The sequence below is a fragment of the Kitasatospora sp. NPDC057692 genome, assembly GCF_042799475.1.
Taxonomy (GTDB): Bacteria; Actinomycetota; Actinomycetes; order Streptomycetales; family Streptomycetaceae; genus Kitasatospora.
On record NZ_JBHVIV010000007.1, the window covers coordinates 132,875 to 150,827 of the forward strand.

At 75.2% G+C, this 17,953-nt stretch carries 15 protein-coding genes; 6 read left to right on the plus strand and 9 right to left on the minus strand.

Annotated elements, in window-relative coordinates; all coding sequences use genetic code 11:
• The first annotated feature begins 18 nt into the window (after positions 1-18).
• Together ACFVFS_RS06705 and ACFVFS_RS06710 are read left to right on the plus strand one after the other, a co-directional pair.
• Positions 19-3,510 carry a tetratricopeptide repeat protein gene (locus ACFVFS_RS06705; RefSeq protein ID WP_380620877.1) on the plus strand — a complete coding sequence of 1,164 codons (3,492 nt, stop codon included), beginning with the start codon at positions 19-21 and terminating at the stop codon, positions 3,508-3,510.
• Between the two features lie 137 nt (positions 3,511-3,647).
• On the plus strand, positions 3,648-4,799 hold the full coding sequence (locus ACFVFS_RS06710; RefSeq protein ID WP_380620879.1) for a peptidoglycan recognition family protein: 1,152 nt from the start codon (positions 3,648-3,650) through the stop codon (positions 4,797-4,799).
• 72 nt (positions 4,800-4,871) lie between these two features.
• Here the strand turns inward: ACFVFS_RS06710 and ACFVFS_RS06715 are convergent, their stop codons facing one another.
• From ACFVFS_RS06715 to ACFVFS_RS06725, 3 genes are all read right to left on the minus strand, one after another.
• On the minus strand, positions 4,872-6,530 hold the full coding sequence (locus ACFVFS_RS06715; RefSeq protein ID WP_380620881.1) for an AMP-binding protein: 1,659 nt from the start codon (positions 6,528-6,530) through the stop codon (positions 4,872-4,874).
• 93 nt (positions 6,531-6,623) lie between these two features.
• The gene (locus ACFVFS_RS06720) at positions 6,624-7,214 is read right to left on the minus strand and encodes an isochorismatase family protein (RefSeq protein ID WP_380620883.1); all 591 of its coding nucleotides are present in this window, start codon (positions 7,212-7,214) and stop codon (positions 6,624-6,626) included.
• 148 nt (positions 7,215-7,362) lie between these two features.
• Positions 7,363-8,829 (minus strand): MFS transporter, encoded by a 1,467-nt coding sequence (locus ACFVFS_RS06725; protein WP_380620885.1) that lies wholly within the window; start codon positions 8,827-8,829, stop codon positions 7,363-7,365.
• 237 nt (positions 8,830-9,066) lie between these two features.
• On the opposite strand from ACFVFS_RS06725, the gene ACFVFS_RS06730 reads away from it, so the two are divergent.
• Positions 9,067-9,486, plus strand: a complete 420-nt coding sequence (locus tag ACFVFS_RS06730; RefSeq protein WP_380620977.1) for a MarR family winged helix-turn-helix transcriptional regulator — start codon at positions 9,067-9,069, stop codon at positions 9,484-9,486.
• A gap of 44 nt (positions 9,487-9,530) precedes the next feature.
• Positions 9,531-10,598, plus strand: a complete 1,068-nt coding sequence (locus ACFVFS_RS06735) for a TIGR03617 family F420-dependent LLM class oxidoreductase (protein ID WP_380620887.1) — start codon at positions 9,531-9,533, stop codon at positions 10,596-10,598.
• A gap of 285 nt (positions 10,599-10,883) precedes the next feature.
• Here ACFVFS_RS06735 and ACFVFS_RS06740 read toward each other — a convergent pair whose 3' ends face one another.
• Together ACFVFS_RS06740 and ACFVFS_RS06745 are read right to left on the minus strand one after the other, a co-directional pair.
• Positions 10,884-11,603, minus strand: coding sequence for a ScbR family autoregulator-binding transcription factor (locus tag ACFVFS_RS06740; RefSeq protein ID WP_380620889.1), 720 nt, complete (start codon positions 11,601-11,603; stop codon positions 10,884-10,886).
• Positions 11,604-11,764: 161 nt separating this feature from the next.
• Positions 11,765-12,169, minus strand: a complete 405-nt coding sequence (locus tag ACFVFS_RS06745) for a RidA family protein (protein ID WP_380620891.1) — start codon at positions 12,167-12,169, stop codon at positions 11,765-11,767.
• Between the two features lie 190 nt (positions 12,170-12,359).
• Here ACFVFS_RS06745 and ACFVFS_RS06750 point away from each other — a divergent pair, with 190 nt between their 5' ends.
• Positions 12,360-12,956: a C40 family peptidase gene (locus tag ACFVFS_RS06750; protein WP_380620893.1), complete on the plus strand. Its 597-nt coding sequence runs from the start codon at positions 12,360-12,362 to the stop codon at positions 12,954-12,956.
• A 33-nt stretch (positions 12,957-12,989) separates the two neighbouring features.
• Here ACFVFS_RS06750 and ACFVFS_RS06755 read toward each other — a convergent pair whose 3' ends face one another.
• Complete coding sequence (locus tag ACFVFS_RS06755; RefSeq protein WP_380620895.1) at positions 12,990-13,475, minus strand: MarR family winged helix-turn-helix transcriptional regulator; 486 nt, start codon at positions 13,473-13,475, stop codon at positions 12,990-12,992.
• 65 nt (positions 13,476-13,540) lie between these two features.
• Between ACFVFS_RS06755 and ACFVFS_RS06760 the strand changes: the two genes are divergently transcribed.
• Positions 13,541-13,951, plus strand: a complete 411-nt coding sequence (locus ACFVFS_RS06760; protein WP_380620897.1) for a VOC family protein — start codon at positions 13,541-13,543, stop codon at positions 13,949-13,951.
• Between the two features lie 28 nt (positions 13,952-13,979).
• Here ACFVFS_RS06760 and thrS read toward each other — a convergent pair whose 3' ends face one another.
• From thrS to lpdA, 3 genes are all read right to left on the minus strand, one after another.
• The gene (gene thrS, locus ACFVFS_RS06765; RefSeq protein ID WP_380620899.1) at positions 13,980-15,281 is read right to left on the minus strand and encodes a threonine--tRNA ligase; all 1,302 of its coding nucleotides are present in this window, start codon (positions 15,279-15,281) and stop codon (positions 13,980-13,982) included.
• 221 nt (positions 15,282-15,502) lie between these two features.
• Positions 15,503-16,234, minus strand: a complete 732-nt coding sequence (locus ACFVFS_RS06770) for a leucine-rich repeat domain-containing protein (protein WP_380620901.1) — start codon at positions 16,232-16,234, stop codon at positions 15,503-15,505.
• A 256-nt stretch (positions 16,235-16,490) separates the two neighbouring features.
• Positions 16,491-17,903, minus strand: coding sequence for a dihydrolipoyl dehydrogenase (gene lpdA, locus ACFVFS_RS06775; RefSeq protein WP_380620903.1), 1,413 nt, complete (start codon positions 17,901-17,903; stop codon positions 16,491-16,493).
• Positions 17,904-17,953 lie beyond the last annotated feature (50 nt).

Below are 17,953 nucleotides of genomic sequence, written 5' to 3' on the forward strand. Positions count from 1 at the left end.
GGGGCGGCAGGGGGTGGCATGGCACAGGCACGGAGGCGTCTGTCGCGCGCGGAGGCGGTGCGTCGGCGCACCGGAGCACAGTTCATCGGCCGCAGAGCCCAGTTGGCCCTGTTCACCGACAACCTCGCCCGCGATCCGGACCCCGACTCCGGGCCGGACCCGGCGGACTTCCTGTTCCATGTCCACGGGGTGGGCGGGGTCGGCAAGTCCACCCTGCTCGCCCAGTGGCGCGAGGCGGCCCGGCGGGCCGGGGCGCTCACCGCGCTGGTCGACGAGACCGATGTGCACGGCGTCGAGACGGCGCTCACCGCCCTCGCCCGCCAGCTCGCCGAACGGGCGGGCCCGCTGCGGGAGTTCGACAAGGCGGTGGAGCAGTACCGGCGTTCGCTGCAGGCCGCGGCGGACCGCGAGCCGGAGCAGCCGCCCGGCGGGGAGGGCGCCTCGCTGCCGTCCCGGCTGGTGGCCCAGGCGGCGCTCGGGGCCGCCTCGGTGCTGCCGGGCGCGGGCGTGGTGGCGGCGATGGCCAATCCGGACGCCGTGGCCCAGGGCGCCGAGCGGCTCATCTCCGGGGTGCGCCAGCGCAGACGCGGCGGCGACATCGAGGAGTCGGCGCTCAGCCGGGCCTTCGTCACCGAGCTCGCCCGGCTGTGCGACCGGGACCGGGACCGCGGACGGCGGCCGTGGATCGTCCTGTTCCTCGACACCTGGGAGCTCACCGGCCGCTACCTCGACGGCTGGCTGCGGGAGATCCTCGACGACGCCTTCGGTCCGCTGCCGCTGGAGGTGGTCTTCGTGCTGGCCGGCCGGGACGAGCTGGCGGAGCGCGAGTGGGCGCCCTGGCGGCCGGTCCTGGTGGACGTGCCGCTGGAGGTGTTCACCGAACAGGAGGCCCGGGACCTGCTGGCGGCCCGCGGGGTGACCGACCCCCTGGTGGTCGACGCGGTGCTGCGGATGTCGATGCGGCTGCCGCTGCTGGTCGCGCTGCTCGCGGCCGCCGACCCCGGCGCGGTCGAGGAGGTCGCCGACGTCGGCGCGGACATGGTCGACCAGGCGGTGGTCCGCTTCCTGCAGTGGATCCCCGAGCAGGAGCGCCGGGAGACCGTCCTGGCGGCGGCGCTCCCGCTCCAGCTGAACCAGGACCTGTTCGCCTGCGCCGTGCCGGACGCCGAACCGGCCGCCTGGGCCTGGCTGTCGGCCCAGCCCTTCGTGACCGGGCGCGGCGACTTCCTGCAGTACCACGCCGTGGTCCGCACCAGCATGGTGCGCCGGCGCCGGATCCACACCCCCCGGGAGTGGACGGCCGCGCACACCCGGCTCGCCGAGCACCACGCCGCCGCGCGCGCGGCCGTCGAGCAGTACCTGCCGGCGGCCCGGCGCGGCGCCGATCCGCGCTGGCGCCGACCGCTGCTGAACGAGCTCTACCACCTGCTCTGCGCGGATCCGCTGGCCCGTCTCGCCCTGGCGCTGGAGCACACCGCGCGCACGGCCGGGGACGCGCCGGACGCGCTGGCGCCGTGGGCGGAGATGCTCGGCCAGGCCGCGCAGGACAGCGACGACGCCGAGCTGATCCGCTGGGCCGGCCGGATCCACGCGGCGGCCGGCGGCGAGCAGCCCGTCCTGGAGACGCTGGACGCGCTGGCCGGACCGGGGCTGCCGGCCCGGGTGCGGGCCTGGGCGCTCACCCACCGCGGCTACCAGTACTTCGTCGAGGACCGCGACGACGACGCGCTGGCCGATCTCGACCAGGCCGTCGCGATCGCCCCCGACCTGCCGCAGGCCCTCGCCTACCGCGGGCGGGTGCTCAACTGGCACGGCCACCACGGGCGTGCCCTGGCCGACTTCACCGCCGCGCTCGCCCTCGACCCGGAGTACGCCTGGGCGCTGTCCCGGCGCGGCGAGGCCCGGCAGCTGGCGGGGCTGGCCGAGGAGGCGATGGCCGACTTCACCGCCGCGCTCGCGCTGGACCCCGACGACGCCTGGGCGCTCGGCTCGCGCGGCCAGGCGCACCGGCTGGCCGGGCGGCTGGAGGAGGCGATCGCCGACCTCACCGCGGCCATCCTGCTCGACCCCGAGTACGCCTGGGCGCTCACCCAGCGAGGCGAGGCCTTCCGGACGGCGGGCCGGCTGGCCGAGGCGGTCGCCGACTTCACCGCCGCGCTCGCCCTGGACCCCGGCGACGCCTGGGCGCTGAGCTCCCGGGGCCAGGCCTACCGGCAGGCCGGGCGGCTGGACGAGGCGGTCGCCGACCTGACCGCCGCGCTGACGCTCGGCCCGGACAACGCCTGGGCGCTCGCCGAGCGCGGCGAGGCGCACCGGCAGGCGGGCCGGCCGGAGGAGGCGGTCTCCGACTTCACGGCCTCGGTGGCGCTCAACCCGGACAACGCCTGGGCCCTCGGCTCGCGCGCCCAGGCGCACCGGCAGGCCGGGCGGCTGGACGAGGCGGTCGCGGACTTCACCGCCGCGCTGGCGCTCAACCCCGAGTACGCGTGGGCCGTCGCCGAGCGGGGCGAGGCGCACCGGCAGGCGGGCCGGCCGGAGGAGGCGGTCGCCGACTTCACGGCGGCCCTCGCGCTGGACCCCGAGTACGCCTGGGCGCTCGCCGAGCGCGGCGAGGCACACCGGCAGGCGGGCCGGCTGGAGGAGGCCGTCGCGGACCTGTCGGCGGCGCTGGCCCTCGACCCGGCGGACGTCTGGGCGCTGCGGGCGCGCGGCCAGGCGCACCGCCAGGCGGGCCGGCTGGACGACGCGATCGCCGACCTGACCGCCGTCCTCGCGATCGACCCGGAGTACGCCTGGGCGCTGGCGCTGCGGGGCGAGGCGCACCGGCTCGCGGGGGACCTGGAGGAGGCGGTCGCCGATCTGACCGCCGCGCTCGAACTCGAACCGGACGACGCCTGGGCGCTGGGCTCCCGGGGCCAGGCGCGCCGGCAGGCGGGCGAGGTCGAGGGGGCGGTCGCGGACCTCACGGCCGCCCTCGCCCGGAACCCGGACTACGCGTGGGCGCTCGCCGAGCGCGGCCAGGCGCACCGCCAGGCCGGGCGCACGGCGGAGGCGGTGGCCGACCTGTCCGCCGTGCTGGCCCGGGAGCCGGCGGACGTCGCGGTGCGCTGCGCCCTCGCGGCGGCGCTCCGGCACGACGGGCGGTTCGAGGAGGCCCGGGAGGTGCTGGAGGGGCTGGCGCCGGAGGTGGCGGCGTCCTCGACGGTGCTGGTGGAGGTGGCGGTGCTGCGGCTGCTGACGGAGGGTCCGGCGGCCGCGGCGGAGGCGTGGGAGGCCTTCGTCGACTGCCCGTACGAGGATCCGGACGACGCGTTCGAGCCGGGGGTGCGCAAGCTGCTGCACGGCCTGGTCGCCGGGACGGGCGAGCCGGCGGTGCTCGCCCGGGCCTTCCTCGCGGTGCCCGGCGCGCGGGCGGCGCGGGCGGACGTCTGCCTGTACCTCGGTGAACTCGCGCGGGCCGAGGCGCCGGTGGGTCCGCGGGCGGCCGCGGCGCTGCGCTTCCTGGAGTAGGCGGGCGGCGGACCCGCATGCCCGTTCGGGCAGACGAACCCGTGGGAGGTGCCACCGGAATGGATCGTTTCGCTACATTCATGATCGACTTCTGAGCAGTCAGACCGCGCCCCCGGACGCCCCGAGACAGGATCCCGATGACCGAGCCCAGCTCCGCCGTCAGCCGCCGCACCCTGGTGACCGCCATCGGCGCCACGGCCGCCGCACTCGCCGCCGCCCCGGCCGCGCACGCCGCGTCGGGCACCCCGACCGCTCCCGCCGCACCGGCCCCGGCACCGGCCGGCCAGGCCGCCCGCACCGTCACGGTGCCGGCCACCCGGTCCCGCTCGGCGGCCGGGCGCGCCGCCGCCGGGGCCCGTACCGACTTCCCGATCCACTACGTCGGCGTCAGCTGGGACGGCCCCCGCCGCGGCGGCGCCATCCGGCTGCACCACGAGGGCACCGGTCCCGGCGCCTGGCAGCCGCTCGCCGCGGGCTGCGCGGGCGGCCCCGACCTGCCGGCCGGGGCGGCCGGGGCGGCCTCCGCCCAGGGCGCGGCCGTGCTCGTCCCGGCCGGCGGCGCCGTCGGCTACGACCTGCGGCTGCCCGACGGCGCGGCCAACCTGCGCTCCACCGCCCTCGACACCACCCAGGGGCCGGCCCGCACCGCCACGCTCTCCCCGACCGCGCCGGTCACCTTCTGCGGCGTCGAGTACCTCAGCCGCGCCGCGTGGGGCGCCGACGAGTCCAAGCGCTTCAAGAACGGCGTGGAGAACTCCCCCGCCAAGTACTACCCGCTGCAGACCCTGACGGTGCACCACACCGACACCCCGAACGCGGACGCCGACCCGGCCGCCACCGTGCGGGCGATATACGAGTACCACGCGATCACCAACGACTGGGGCGACATCGGTTACCACTTCCTCATCGACGAGGCCGGCCGGATCTACGAGGGCCGCTGGTCCGGCGACGACGGCCTCCCGGCGCACGACGCCAACGGCAACGCGGTGACCGCCTTCCACACCGCCGGCTTCAACTCCGGCAACCTCGGCGTCGCCCTGCTCGGCACCCTGACCGGCCAGGCGCCCACCGCCGCGGCCCGCCGCTCGCTGACCCTGGTGCTCGCCCTGCTGACCCGCACCCACGGACTGGACCCGCAGGCCCACGTCACCTTCGTCAACCCGGTCAACGGCGTCACCAAGCCGGTCGACCTGATCAGCGGCCACCGCGACTGGCTGGCCACCGACTGCCCCGGCGGCACGATGTACGCCACGCTGCCCGCCCTGCGGGCCGAGGTCGCCGCGCTCTGACGGCACGCCCGCGCCGCGGGTGGCAGGCCGGGCCGGACCGCTCGTGCGTCCGGCCCGGCCTCGGGCCCGCGGTCAGGCGTGCTCGATGCCGGCCGCGCCGTCCAGGCCCAGCAGGTCGACGGCCCGCTCGCGCATCTCGACCTTGCGGATCTTCCCGGTGACCGTCATCGGGAACTCGTCCACCAGGTGCAGGTAGCGCGGCACCTTGTAGTGGGCGATCCGGCCCGCGCAGTAGGCGCGCAGCGCCTCGGCGGTCAGCTCGGGCGCGCCGGGCCGCAGCCGGACCCAGGCCATCAGCTCCTCGCCGTACTTGGCGTCGGGCACCCCGATGACCTGGACGTCCTGGATGTCCGGGTGGGTGTACAGGAACTCCTCGATCTCACGCGGGTAGATGTTCTCCCCGCCGCGGATCACCATGTCCTTGAGCCGGCCGGTGATGTTGAGGTAGCCCTCCTCGTCCATCACCGCGAGGTCTCCGGTGTGCATCCAGCCCTCGGCGTCGACCGCCTCGGCGGTGCGGTCGGGCTGGTCCCAGTAGCCGAGCATCACCGAGTAGCCGCGGGTGCGCAGTTCGCCGGGCGTGCCGCGCGGGACGGTCTCGCCGGTCTCCGGGTCGGCCACCTTGACCTCCAGGTGCGGGCCGACCCGGCCGACGGTGGAGACCCGCCGCTCCAGCGGGTCCTCGGCGCGGGTCTGGGTGGAGACCGGGGAGGTCTCCGTCATGCCGTAGCAGATGGAGACGTCCCGCATGCCCATCCGGTCGACGACCTGCTTCATCACCTCGATCGGGCAGGGCGAGCCTGCCATGATCCCGGTGCGCAGGCTGGACAGGTCGTGCTCCGCGAAACCCGGGTCGTTGAGCTCGGCGATGAACATGGTCGGCACGCCGTAGAGCGAGGTGCAGCGCTCGGCGGCCACCGCGCGCAGGGTGGCGACGGGCTCGAAGGACGGGGCGGGGATCACCACGCAGGCGCCGTGCGAGAGCGCCGCCAGGTTCCCCATCACCATGCCGAAGCAGTGGTAGAAGGGGACGGGCACGCAGATCCGGTCCGCCTCCGTGTAGCCGCACAGCTCGCCGACGAAGTACCCGTTGTTGAGGATGTTGCGGTGCGAGAGCGTGGCGCCCTTGGGGAAGCCGGTGGTGCCGGAGGTGTACTGGATGTTGATCGGGTCGTCCGGGCTCAGCCCCGCCCCGATCGCGGCCGGCCGCCCGTGGTCGCCGCGCTCCCCCTCCGCCATCAGCTCCTGCCACCCGGGCGAGCCGATCAGCAGCACGTCGCGCAGCTCGGGGCAGCGCGGGCCGGCCTCGGCGAGCATGCCCGCGTAGTCGGAGGTCTTGAAGCCCGGCACCGCCACGACCGTGCGGATCCCCGACTGCCGCAGCACGTACTCGACCTCGTGGGCGCGGTAGCCGGGGTTGACGGTCACCAGGATCGCGCCGATCCGCGCGGTCGCGTACTGCGTCAGCACCCACTCCGGGCAGTTGGGCGCCCAGATCCCGACCCGGTCACCGGTCCGCACCCCGAGCCCGAGCAGTCCGAGGGCGAGCCGGTCCACCTCCGCCGCCAGTTCCCGGTAGGTCCAGCACCGCCCGCTCGGGACGTCCACCAGCGCCTCCCGGTCGGGGTGCGCGGCGACGGCGCGGTCGAGCGCGGCACCGATGGTGTGGTCCAGCAGCGGCACGGAGGTGCTGCCGGCGCTGAGGCTGGGGGCAGGGGAGGGCGAGGTCATGGCGAGGGCTCCTGGACTCGTCCGGCACAGGGCGACCGAGTCTACGCAGACCGTCCCGCCCCGTCACCCACTCGCGCACCACGAATCCGCCGGTCAGGCCAGTACGACGGGCCTGCCGGTGAGTGCCACGCCGGCGCCGCGCAGGTCCTCCAGGGCCATGGCGGTGGAGTCGGCGGCGACGCCGGCGGTGTAGTCGAGCAGCACGCGCACGGCGAACCCGGCCGTGGCACCGTCCAGCGCGGTGGCCCGGACGCAGTGGTCGGTCGCGATGCCGACGACGTCGAGGTCGTCGACGCCCCGGGCGCGCAGCCAGTCGGCCAGCGGGGTGCCGTCGGCGGTGAAGCCCTCGAAGCCGCTCTTGGAGGCGGAGCGGGCCCCCTTGAAGAAGACCTCGTCGACCGCCCCGTCGGCCACGACGGGCGCGAAGTCCGGGTGGAACTCCCCGCCCTCGCTGCCGGCCACGCAGTGCACCGGGAAGGAGTCGCGGAAGTCCGGCCGGGCGGAGAAGTGCGGGCCCGGGTCGATGTGGTGGTCCCGGGTGGCGACGACGTAGGCGTACGCGTCGGCGCGGTCGCGGACCAGGTCGGCGATGGCGGCGGCCCGGCCGGCGCCGCCCTTGACCGGGACGCTGCCTCCCTCGCAGAAGTCCTTCTGCACATCGACGACGATCAGAGCACGGCCCACGGCGGGATCCCTTCACGGGGAGGCGGTTCGTCCCCGTATGCTCGCGGCCCCCGGCGCGCGGCGTGTGGCGCACGCGCCGAGGGCTCACCCGATCGGCTCGTCAGGCCGTCAGGTCGTCGGCTCATCAGCTCGCCAGCTCGCCAGTTCGTCAGGCGGAGGCGGCGTCGCGAGCGGCGACGCCGCGCGGCGCGCCGTCGGCGGCCTTCGGGGCGGCCTGGGCGGGCGGCACCGGGATGGTCGCGGCGACCGCCGCGGCGACCAGGGCGACACCGCAGCCGATCAGCAGGCCGACCCGGAAGCCGGTCTCCGAGGGCAGCACGTGGCCGCCCATGCTGGTCGTCAGCTGGGCGAGGACCACGCCGACCACCGCGGCGGAGACCGAGGTGCCGAGCGAGCGCATCAGGGTGTTGAAGCTGTTCGCCGAGGCCGTCTCGGACATCGGCACCGCGCTCATGATCAGCGCCGGCATCGCGCCGTAGGCGAGGCCCACACCGGCGTTGCAGACCAGCGTCACGACCAGCACGCCCCAGGTGGAGCCGATCAGCAGCATCGACAGCCCGTACCCGGCGGCGATCGCCAGGGCGCCGACGACCAGGGTGAACTTCGGGCCGCGCGCCGTCGAGAGCCGGGCGCCGAGCGGCGAGACGACCATCATCATCAGACCGGACGGGGCCATCCACAGGCCCATGGCCAGCATCGACTGGCCCAGGCCGTAGCCGGTGGCCGAGGGCAGCTGGAGCAGCTGCGGGATGATCAGCGCCTGCGCGTACATCCCGAAGCCGACCAGCACGGACGCCGCGTTGGTCAGCAGCACCCGCGGGCGCGCGGTGACCCGCAGGTCGACCAGCGGTTCGGCGATCCGCAGCTCCCACGCGCCCCAGGCCAGCAGCAGGACGAGGGCGGCGGCGAACAGGCCGAGCGTCGTCCCGTCCGTCCAGCCCCAGTCGGCGCCCTTGGAGACCGGCAGCAGCAGGCAGACCAGGCCAGCGCCGAGCCCGAGCGCGCCCAGGGCGTCGAAGCGGCCGCCAGCCGGCGCGGTGGCGGGAGCGGGCACCAGGAAGCGGATCATCGCGGCGATCGCGACGGTGAGGACGGCCGCGCCCCAGAACAGCACGCGCCAGCTGGCGTACTGGGCGACCGCCGCCGAGATGGGCAGGCCGAGGCCGCCGCCGATCCCCATCGAGGCGCTGACCAGGGCGATCGCGGAGCCGAGCCGCTCCGGCGGCAGCACCTCGCGGAGCAGGCTGATGCCGAGCGGGACCACGCCCATGCCCATGCCCTGCAGTCCGCGCCCGACGATCATCGGCAGGACGGAGGAGGTCAGCGCGCAGATCACCGAGCCGACCAGGAGCGGGGCGCAGCAGGCCAGCAGCATCCGCCGCTTGCCGAACAGGTCGCCGAGCCGGCCGCTGATCGGCACGAACACGGCGGCCGACAGCAGGGTCGCGGTGATCACCCAGGAGGCGTTGGACGCGGAGGTGTCCAGGATCTTCGGCAGCTCGCCGATCAGCGGGGTGACCAGGGTCTGCATGATCGCGGCCACCGTGCCGGTGAGGGCGAGTGTGGCGACGATGCCCCTGGTCCGGTCGGGGGCGGCGGTCTGGGGGGATGTCATCGGCGGGGCTCCTCGGGTCCGTGCTGCGGGCAACGGATATGCATCCTACACATGATATGCATGATGCATATCAGCTCCGGTGCGCGCACGCCTGCCATACTGTGCGGAAACATCGCAGGTCAGGGCGCCGGAGCCAGGGACGGGAAGGACCACGCCATGAACGGACCGAGCGGACCCGGCGGACCCGTCGGGCCGAACGAACAGGCCGGCCCGACGGACGACGTGGCGTTCGAGTACATGGTGCTCAGCCGCCACCACTACCTGAGCCCGGCGGGCGCCCGGCCGCACGGCAGCCGGCTCGACCGCAGCGCCTACATCCTGCTGAGCCGGATCCGGGTCCAGGGGCCGATGTCGATCGGCGAGCTCAGCGACGCCTTCGGGCTCGACGCCTCCACCCTCAACCGGCAGACCGCCGCGATGACCCGGGCCGGTCTGGTCGAGCGGATCGCCGACCCGGAGGGCGGGATGGCCCGCAAGTTCCGCATCACCGAGGAGGGCGACCGGCGCCTCGACGAGGACCGCGCGGCGCACGCCCACGCCCTCGGCCTGGTGATGGAGGACTGGCCCGCCGAGGACGTCGCGACCTTCGCCGCCTACCTGCGGCGCTTCAACACCGGCATCGAGCGGCTCGACGGGCGGCCCTGGCCCCGCCCCTGACACCGACGCCCCGCCGGACCCGCCACCCACCAGGAGCCCGCCCCATGGACCGCCCACAGGCCCCCGCCCTCCTCCTCGACGCACTCGCCCCCGCCCACCCGGCCGGCATCCTGGCGGCCGCCGAGCAGGCCGAACGGCGCGGCGCGGACCGGCTGGTGGTCTCCGAGACCGCCTACGACCCGTTCCTGCAACTGGCCCGCGCCGCCGACCGCACCAGCTCCATCGAGCTGGCCACCGGGGTCGCCGTGGCCCTCGCCCGGACCCCGATGACCCTCGCCTACCAGGCCTGGGGCCTGCACGCGGCCTCCGGCGGGCGGGCCGTCATCGGGCTCGGCTCGCAGGTCAAGCCGCACATCGAGAAGCGCTTCGGGATGCCCTGGGACCGGCCGGCCGCGCGGATGCGCGAGTACGTCCACGCGGTCCGGGCGATCTGGCACAGCTGGCAGACCGGTGAGCGGCTGCGCTTCCGGGGCGACTTCTACACCCACACGGTGATGACGCCGGTCTTCTCCCCCGACCCCGTCCCGGCCGGGGTGCCGCGGATCCTGCTGGCGGGCGTCGGTCCGCTGATGGTGCGCACCGCGGGCGCGGTCGCGGACGGCTTCCTCAGCCACCCCTTCACCTCGGTCGACTACCTGACCCGGCAGGTGCTGCCCGCGCTCGCCGAGGAGCGCGGGCGGGCCGAGGCCGAGGGCGCGGCCTGGACCGGGCGGCCCTTCGAGGTCGTCGGCAGCGTGCTCACCGCGACCGGGCGCACCGAGGAGGAGCTGCGCGCCAACCTGGCGGCCGTCCGCGAACGGCTCGCCTTCTACGCCTCCACGCCCGCCTACCGTCCGGTGCTGGCCCTGCACGGCTGGGAGGAGCTGCACGAGGAGCTGCACCGGCTGTCGCTGCGCGGCCGCTGGCCCGAGATGGCCGCGCTGATCGACGACCGGGTCCTCGACACCTTCGCCGTCACCGGCACCGTCGAGGAGGCCGCCCGGGAGATCCACCGCCGGTACGCGGGCCTGGCCACCCGGGTCTCGGTGAGCCTGCCGGAGGACGCCGCGCCGGACCTCGGCCTGGACGTGCTGGACGCCCTGCGCGCACTCGACCGGCCCGCTCCGCGCTGAGCCTACGCGTCACCCCGGGCCCGGACCGGCCGTGCCCTCCGGTGGACGGTGATCCTTACACCGTCGAGGGAGGAGCGGGCGATGGAGCGACAGCGGGAGGGTGCACAGCGGCTGTCGGCCGGTCCGTGGGCGAGCTGGGCGGACCGGCAACGCCGTGCTGCCGGCGATCCGCTGACGGTCCGTCGGGGTCCGGCGGGCCGTCTTCCGGCTCACCGAACCGCAAGGGCTACGCTCCGCAGTCGCCGTACGGCGGGCGGCTCCGCCAGGGAAACCGGACGCGCCGTATCATTCGGCGGTTCGGTCGGCCCCACGGGTCTCGGCGGCCCCGTGCGTCGCGGCGGCCTCCTCCGGCTCGGACCCGCCGCGCGCGGCCACCATCTCGGCGTACACCCGCGCCCCGCGGTCCGGCGCGAGGTCGAGGCAGGCCAGCACCCCGGGGACGGCGATGCTCGGCATCAGGTGCCGGTACAGCGTGGAGACCCGGTAGCCGAGGTCGGCCCGGCCGGTGAACCGCTGCGACTGGAGCTGCACGCCCACCCACGACGCCGTCATCAGCCCGGCCGTGTCGGCCGGCACCACGTGCGGCAGCAGCTCGCCGCGTTCGCCCGCCGCGATCAGCAGCCGCTCCAGCCGGGCGATCCACCCCGGTGCGGCGTCGAACCCCAGGTGGCCCTCCGCGCCCTGGTCCACCGAGAGCCGCACCCCGGCGCTGACCAGCGGATCGATCGGCACCAGATGGGTGACCACCATCCCGGTGTCCACGAACTCCTGCAGCTTGCACGGACGCTCCGGCACGGCCTCGGCCTCGAACTGCCCCTCGATGACACCCTGCGCCAGCTCGCGCTTGGACGCGAAGTGGAAGTAGACGGCGCCCCGGGTGACTCCGGCCCGGGCGACCACCTCGCCGATGGTGGCCCGCTCGTAGCCGCACTCGTCGAACACCGAGGCCGCGGCCTCCAGAATCAGCCGCCGCGTCCGCAGCGCCCGCTCCTGTCGCGCCACCACGACCACCCCCGCCCACACACACCGAAACAAAACCAAACAGCCCGTATCTTACCCGGGACCGCCGACCGGACCGGCGGCCCTCCCCGGCGGACCCCGGACACGCGGTGTCAGAGGATACCGACGGCACGGCCGCCCCCGGCCCGGCGACCCGGCACCGGACGTCAGCGCAGCACGGCGACCGCCTCCACCTCGACGAGCTGGTCGGCGTACCCGAGCACGGAGACACCGAGCAGGGTGCTCGGCACGTCGTGCTCGCCGAGGTACTCGCGGTACACGTTCCAGACGGCGACCAGGTCGGCCTGCCGGGAGGAGGCGACGTACACCGTGGTGCGCACCAGGTCGGTGAGCGCGGCGCCCTCGCCCTCCAGGACGGTCACCAGGTTCCGCATCACCTGGTGGGCCTGGCCCGCGAAGTCGCCCACCGCCACGGTGCGCCCCTCGGCGTCCAGCGGGCAGGCGCCGGCCAGCCAGAGCGAGCGGACCGGCGCGTCGACGGCGGCCGCGTAGGCGTAGTCGACGGCCTGGGTGAGGCGGTGGTTGCGGATCAGCCTGACGGAACTGCTCATGGGTCCCTCCCGGACGGTCGTTCGTACCGCGCCCCATCGTTGGCACCGCCGGGAGGACCGTCAATCGATTTCCGGTCGGCGACCGCGGCGGATCGGGGCCGGCGGCCGCGGAATTCACCGGTGCGGGTGATGGCGGGGTGCCCGCTCCGGCCGGGATCCTGGTGGTCCGCCGACGACCGAGGGGGCTCACGTGCCGTTCCCGCACCTCACCGGGACCTGGGGCCGCCGCCGGATGCTGGGCCTGGCGCTGGGGGCCGGCCTCGCCCCCGCCCTGGGCGGCGGGCCGGCCGCCGCCCGCACCCTCAGCGGGGGCGCGGACCTCGCGCTCGGCCGCCGGGTCGCCGCCGTGGCGGCCGCCCAGATCGGGGTGCCGTACGCCTGGGGCGGCGGGGACCGGCTGGGTGCCGGCCTCGGCTTCTGCGACGAGGAGAACGGCTACCTCGACGGCCGGTGCCTGGGCGAGAGCACGGTCGGCTTCGACTGCAGCGGCCTCTCGCTGCACTGCTGGTACCGGGCGAGCGGAGGCGCCGTCGAGCTGGCGCACTACACCGTCGCCCAGTACCACCGCTCCGCCCCGGTGGAGCGGTCCGACCTGCTCCCCGGCGACCTGCTGTTCTTCTCCCGCCCCGACGCGCCGCTGCACCACGTGGGCCTGTGGGCCGGGGACGGCGCGATGATCCACGCCGAGCGCACCGGCACCCTGGTGGCCCGGCTGGAGGGCGTGCTCGACATCCCGCGCTGGTCCCGCGAGTTCGCCGGAGCCCGCCGCCCGCTGCCGTCCGGCTGAGCGCCCGGGAGGCGGCCGGGAGGCGGCCGGCGCTCAGGGGGCTCCGGGCAGCCGCGCGTGGACGCGGCCGAGCAGGTCGTGCAGGACCTGCCGCTCCGCCGGACTCAGCGGCGCCAGCACCTCGTCCTGCACCGCGTGCGCCTCGGCGCGCAGCTCGGCGAGCAGCGCGCGGCCGGCGTCGGTGACGGTGACCAGGACGCGGCGGCGGTCGGCGGCGTCGCGCACCCGTTCGACGTAGCCGTCGGCGGCCAGCCGGTCGGCGACCTTGGCCGTGTCACTGGGGTCCACCCGCAGCCGACGGACCAGGTCGCGCTGCGCGTGCGGGCCGAAGTCGGCGAGCGCGGCGAGCACCGCCATGTCCCACAGCCGCAGCCCGCGGCGGGCCAGCCGCTCGGCCAGCCGGCCGCGCGCCGCCTTGCCGGTGCGGGAGAGCAGATAGGTGCTGAGTTCCAGCAGCGTCGGCGGGGTCGGCAGCATCGGCGGGGTCGACACGGCGGGTGCGGGTTCCTCGTAAGCCATGGGACAAGTCTAGGGTCCGACCCCATAGTGGGTGTCCACCCACTATTTTCCCGAGGACCGCCGCCATGGACGCCCCGTACCACCGCCTGCTCGTCGCCGACTTCCCCGCCTGCTTCGACTTCTACCGGGAGGTGCTGCCGCCGCTGACCGGCGCCGCCCTGACCAAGGGCGCCCCCGAGGGCCCGTACGCCACCTGGGACCTCGCCGGCCGGACCGTGCTCTCACTGTTCGACCGCGGACAGCTGGCCGCCGCCGTCGGCACCGCCGCACGGCCCGCCGCACCGGTCGGCGCCGCCCAGGACGACGCGATGCTGGTCCTCCGGGTCGACGACGTCGAGCAGTCCCTCGCCCTCTGCCTGCGGCACGGCGGCGCGACCGTCACCGGCCCCGCCGAGCGCCCGGAGTGGGGGCCCGGCCTGCGCACCGCCCATCTGCGCGACCCGGAGGGCCGGTTGATCGAGCTCCAGTCGTACTGACACCCGGCCGGCCGGGCCGGGACCGCCGTCAGCTCCGGTCGGCGCCGGGGGCCGCCGGGGGCTCGTCCCACAGTTCGGGGGCGCAGGCACCGACCAGCGCGCCGATCCGGGCCAGCGCCTCGGCCACCGGCAGCGGGCGGGGCCGGCGGCCGTCCCGCAGGCGCAGCGCGAGCAGGTCGTCCGCCGCCTCCCTCGGGCCGATGACCGCCTGGTACGGGACCAGCCGGGCCTCCCGGATCCGGGCGCCGAGGCCGCCCCGCTCCGGTCCGGCGACCTCGGCCCGCAACCCGAGGTCGAGGCAGCGCCCGCGCACCCGTTCGGCCCGCTCCCGCTCCCCCTCGGACAGCGGGAGCAGCATCAGCTGGGTCGGCGCCAGCCAGGCCGGGAAGGCGCCGCGGTACAGCTCGATCAGGTGGGCGACCACCCGCTCGACACTGCCGATGACGCTGCGGTGGACCATCACCGGACGGTGTCTGGCGCCGTCCGGCCCGATGTAGCGGAGGCCGAACCGCTCCGGCTGGTGGAAGTCGATCTGCACGGTGGAGAGGGTGGACTCGCGCCCGGCGGCGTCGGCGATCTGGACGTCGATCTTCGGCCCGTAGAAGGCCGCCTCCCCCTCCGCCGCCTCGAACGGCACCCCGGAGCGCTTCAGCACCTCGGTGAGCAGTGCGGTGGCCCGCTCCCAGAGCGCCGGGTCCGCCATGTACTTGCCGCCCGCGCCCGGCAGCGAGAGCCGGTGGCGGACCGGCCGGATGCCGAGGACGCGGTGCGCCTCGCCGATCAGCTCCAGGGCGGCGACCGCCTCGTCGGCGGCCTGCTCGGGGGTGCAGAAGACGTGCGCGTCGTTCAGCTGGATGGCCCGCACCCGGGTCAGCCCGCCGAGCACGCCCGACGGCTCGGAGCGGTACATGCCGCCCAGCTCGGCGATCCGCAGGGGGAGTTCGCGGTGGCTCCGGGCGCGCGAGCGGTAGATCAGGGCGTGGTGCGGACAGAGGCTGGGCCGCAGCACGACCTGCTCGGCGCCCAGGTCCATCGGCGGGAACATGTCGTCCCGGTAGTGCTGCCAGTGGCCGGAGATCTCGTACAGCTCGCGCTTGCCGAGCACCGGCGAGTAGACGTGGCGGTAGCCGGCGCGCCGCTCGCGCCCGCGGACGAACTCCTCCAGGGTGTGCCGGATCGCGGCGCCGTCGGGCAGCCAGTACGGCAGGCCGGATCCGATCAGCGGGTCGGTGCCGAAGAGCCCGAGTTCGCGCCCCAGCCTGCGGTGGTCGGGGGCGGACGCGGGCGCGGCGTGGGGTGCGGCCTCGGCCGCGACGGGGTTGCTGCTCATGGCGGTGGGTCTCCACTCGGGTCGGCGGGCGAGTGGACCGGTACGGCGAAGCCCCGGGGCACTCGCCCCGGGGCTTCGGACCAGATCAGCGGTCAGCGCGCCGGGACTCACTCCGGCGTCGTCGTGAGGACGGCTGCGGCGCGCTTCATGCGAACGACGCTAACACCCGAACGTCCCGGCGGGCGAGCGGTTTTCCTCGGACCGGCCCCGCCCGAGCGGTCTCAGTGCAGCACCGCGCAGCCGCGCGCGGCCAGCGCCGACAGCAGCGCGGGGTCCGGCTGGACCGGGTTCCAGCGCAGGTCCAGCTTCTCCAGCGCGGGCAGCGCCGCCGGGTCCGCCAGCCAGTCCGGCAGGCCGGTGATCCGGTTGCCGCGCAGGTCGATCCGGCGCAGCAGCGGCAGCCCGGCCAGCACCGGCGGCACCTCGGGGAGCGCGTTCTCGCGCAGTTCGAGCTCGCGCAGCCCGGTGAGGCCGGCGAACGACTCCGGCAGGGCGGTCAGCGCGTTGCCGCGCAGCCACAGTTCGCGCAGCGCGCGCAGGCCCCCGAGCGAGCCGGGCAGCGCGGTGAGCCGGTTGTGCTGGGCGCGGAGCTCCACCAGGCCGGCCATCGCCCCGAGGGCCTCGGGGAGTTCGGCGATCCGGTTCTCGCCGACGTTGAGGTAGCGCAGCGCGGTGAGCCCGCCGAGGGCCTCCGGGAGCGCGGTGAGCGCGTTGTCGTGCAGGTAGAGGAAGTCGGTGAGGCCGGTGAGGCCGCCGATCTCCGGCGGCATCTCGGCGATCCGGTTGTGCCCGAGGTCGAGGGTGCGCAGTCGGCGCAGCCGGCCGACGGCGGGCGGGACTTCGGTGATGCCGGTGTCCGCGAGGATGAGCACCGTCAGGTCGGTGCGGTCCCAGACGTCGTCGGGCACGGCGCCGAGGTGCCGGCGCCAGAGGTTGAGGATGGTGTCGGTCACCCGGCCATCCTGCCGCACCCGCGCCCACGGGCCCACCGGTTCGGCGGCGCCCCGGCGTCGTGGCAGTGGACACCGTCCTCGAGCGGCCGCCCTCCCCGCGCCCTGCGCCGCACCGTCCCGCACCGTCCCGTCCCGGACAGCGCGAAGGGCCCGGCCGGCGGGGGTGGATCCCCGCCGGCCGGTCCGGCATTGCGGTTGGGGCGGGGGGGGGGGGGGTTTTCCCCCGGGGGCCGGGCCCGGTCCCGGAAGGGTGCGCTCACATGTTGATCATGTGGCCGGCCAGTCCGTGGATCGCCTCCTTGACCGCCTCGCCCAGGGTCGGGTGGGCGTGCACGTTGCGGGCGACCTCGTGGACGGTGAGGTCCCACTGCTGGGCCAGCGTCAGCTCGGGCAGCAGCTCGGTGACCTCGGGACCGATCAGGTGGGCGCCGAGCAGCTCGCCGTGGGTGTTGTCGCAGATGACCTTGACGAAGCCGGTCGGGTGGCCGAGGCCGTGTGCCTTGCCGTTGGCGGTGAACGGGAACTTGGCGACCTTGACGTCGTAGCCCAGGTCGCGGGCCTGCGCCTCGGTGTAGCCGAAGCTCGCGATCTGCGGCTGGCAGTAGGTGGCGCGCGGGATCATCGCGAAGTCCACCTCCATGGTCTCCGCGTCGCCGATGGTCTCGGCGGCGATCACGGCCATCGCCTCGGCGGCGTGCGCCAGCATCAGCTTGGCGGTGACGTCGCCGATGGCGAAGATGTGCGGGACGTTGGTACGGCCGCGGCCGTCGACCGCGATCGCGCCGCGCTCGGTGAGCTTGACCCCGGTGTTCTCCAGGCCGTAGCCGTGCACGCGCGGGGCGAAGCCGATCGCCTGGAGCACCTTGTCGGCCTCCAGCACCTGCTGCTGCCCGTCCTTGGCGGTGACGGTGACCTTGACCTTGGCGGCCGGGTCCTTGTCGTCGATCGAGTCGACCCGGGTCGAGGTGAGCACCTGGATGCCGAGCTTGCGGTACTGCTTCGCCAGCTCGGCGGAGACCTCGGCGTCCTCCAGCGGCACCATCCGGTCGAGGAACTCGACGATGGTGACCTGCACGCCGTAGTTGTGCAGCACGTAGGCGAACTCGACGCCGATCGCGCCGGCGCCGGCGATGATGATGCTGCCGGGCAGGTCCTCGGTGAGGATCTGCTCCTCGTAGGTGACCACGCGGTCGCTCAGGCTGGTGCCGGGCAGCAGCCGGGTGGTGGCACCGGCGGCGATGACGCAGTGGTCGAAGGTGACGACCTCGAAGCCGCCGCCGGTCAGGGCGACCTGCAGGGTGCGGTCGTCGACGAAGGTGCCGCGGCCGTCGTACTCGGTGATGCCGTTCTTCTTCATCAGGTAGTGGACGCCCTTGACGCGGCCGTCGGCGACGGTGCGGCTGCGCTTGAACGCCTCGCTGTAGTCGAAGGTCACCCGGCCCTCGACCTTGATGCCGAAGGTCTTGGCCTCCTTGGTCACGATGTGTGCGAGCTCCGCGTTGCGCAGCAGGGCCTTGGAGGGGATGCAGCCGACGTTCAGGCAGACCCCGCCCCAGTACTTCGACTCGACGACGGCGACCTTCAGGCCGAGCTGGGCGGAGCGGACGGCCGCGGTGTACCCGCCGGGGCCGGCGCCGAGGACGACGACGTCGTAGTGCGTGCTGCTCATGGTGCTGACTCCTCCGAGGGTGTCACGGTGTCGTGATCTCGGTGCCATGG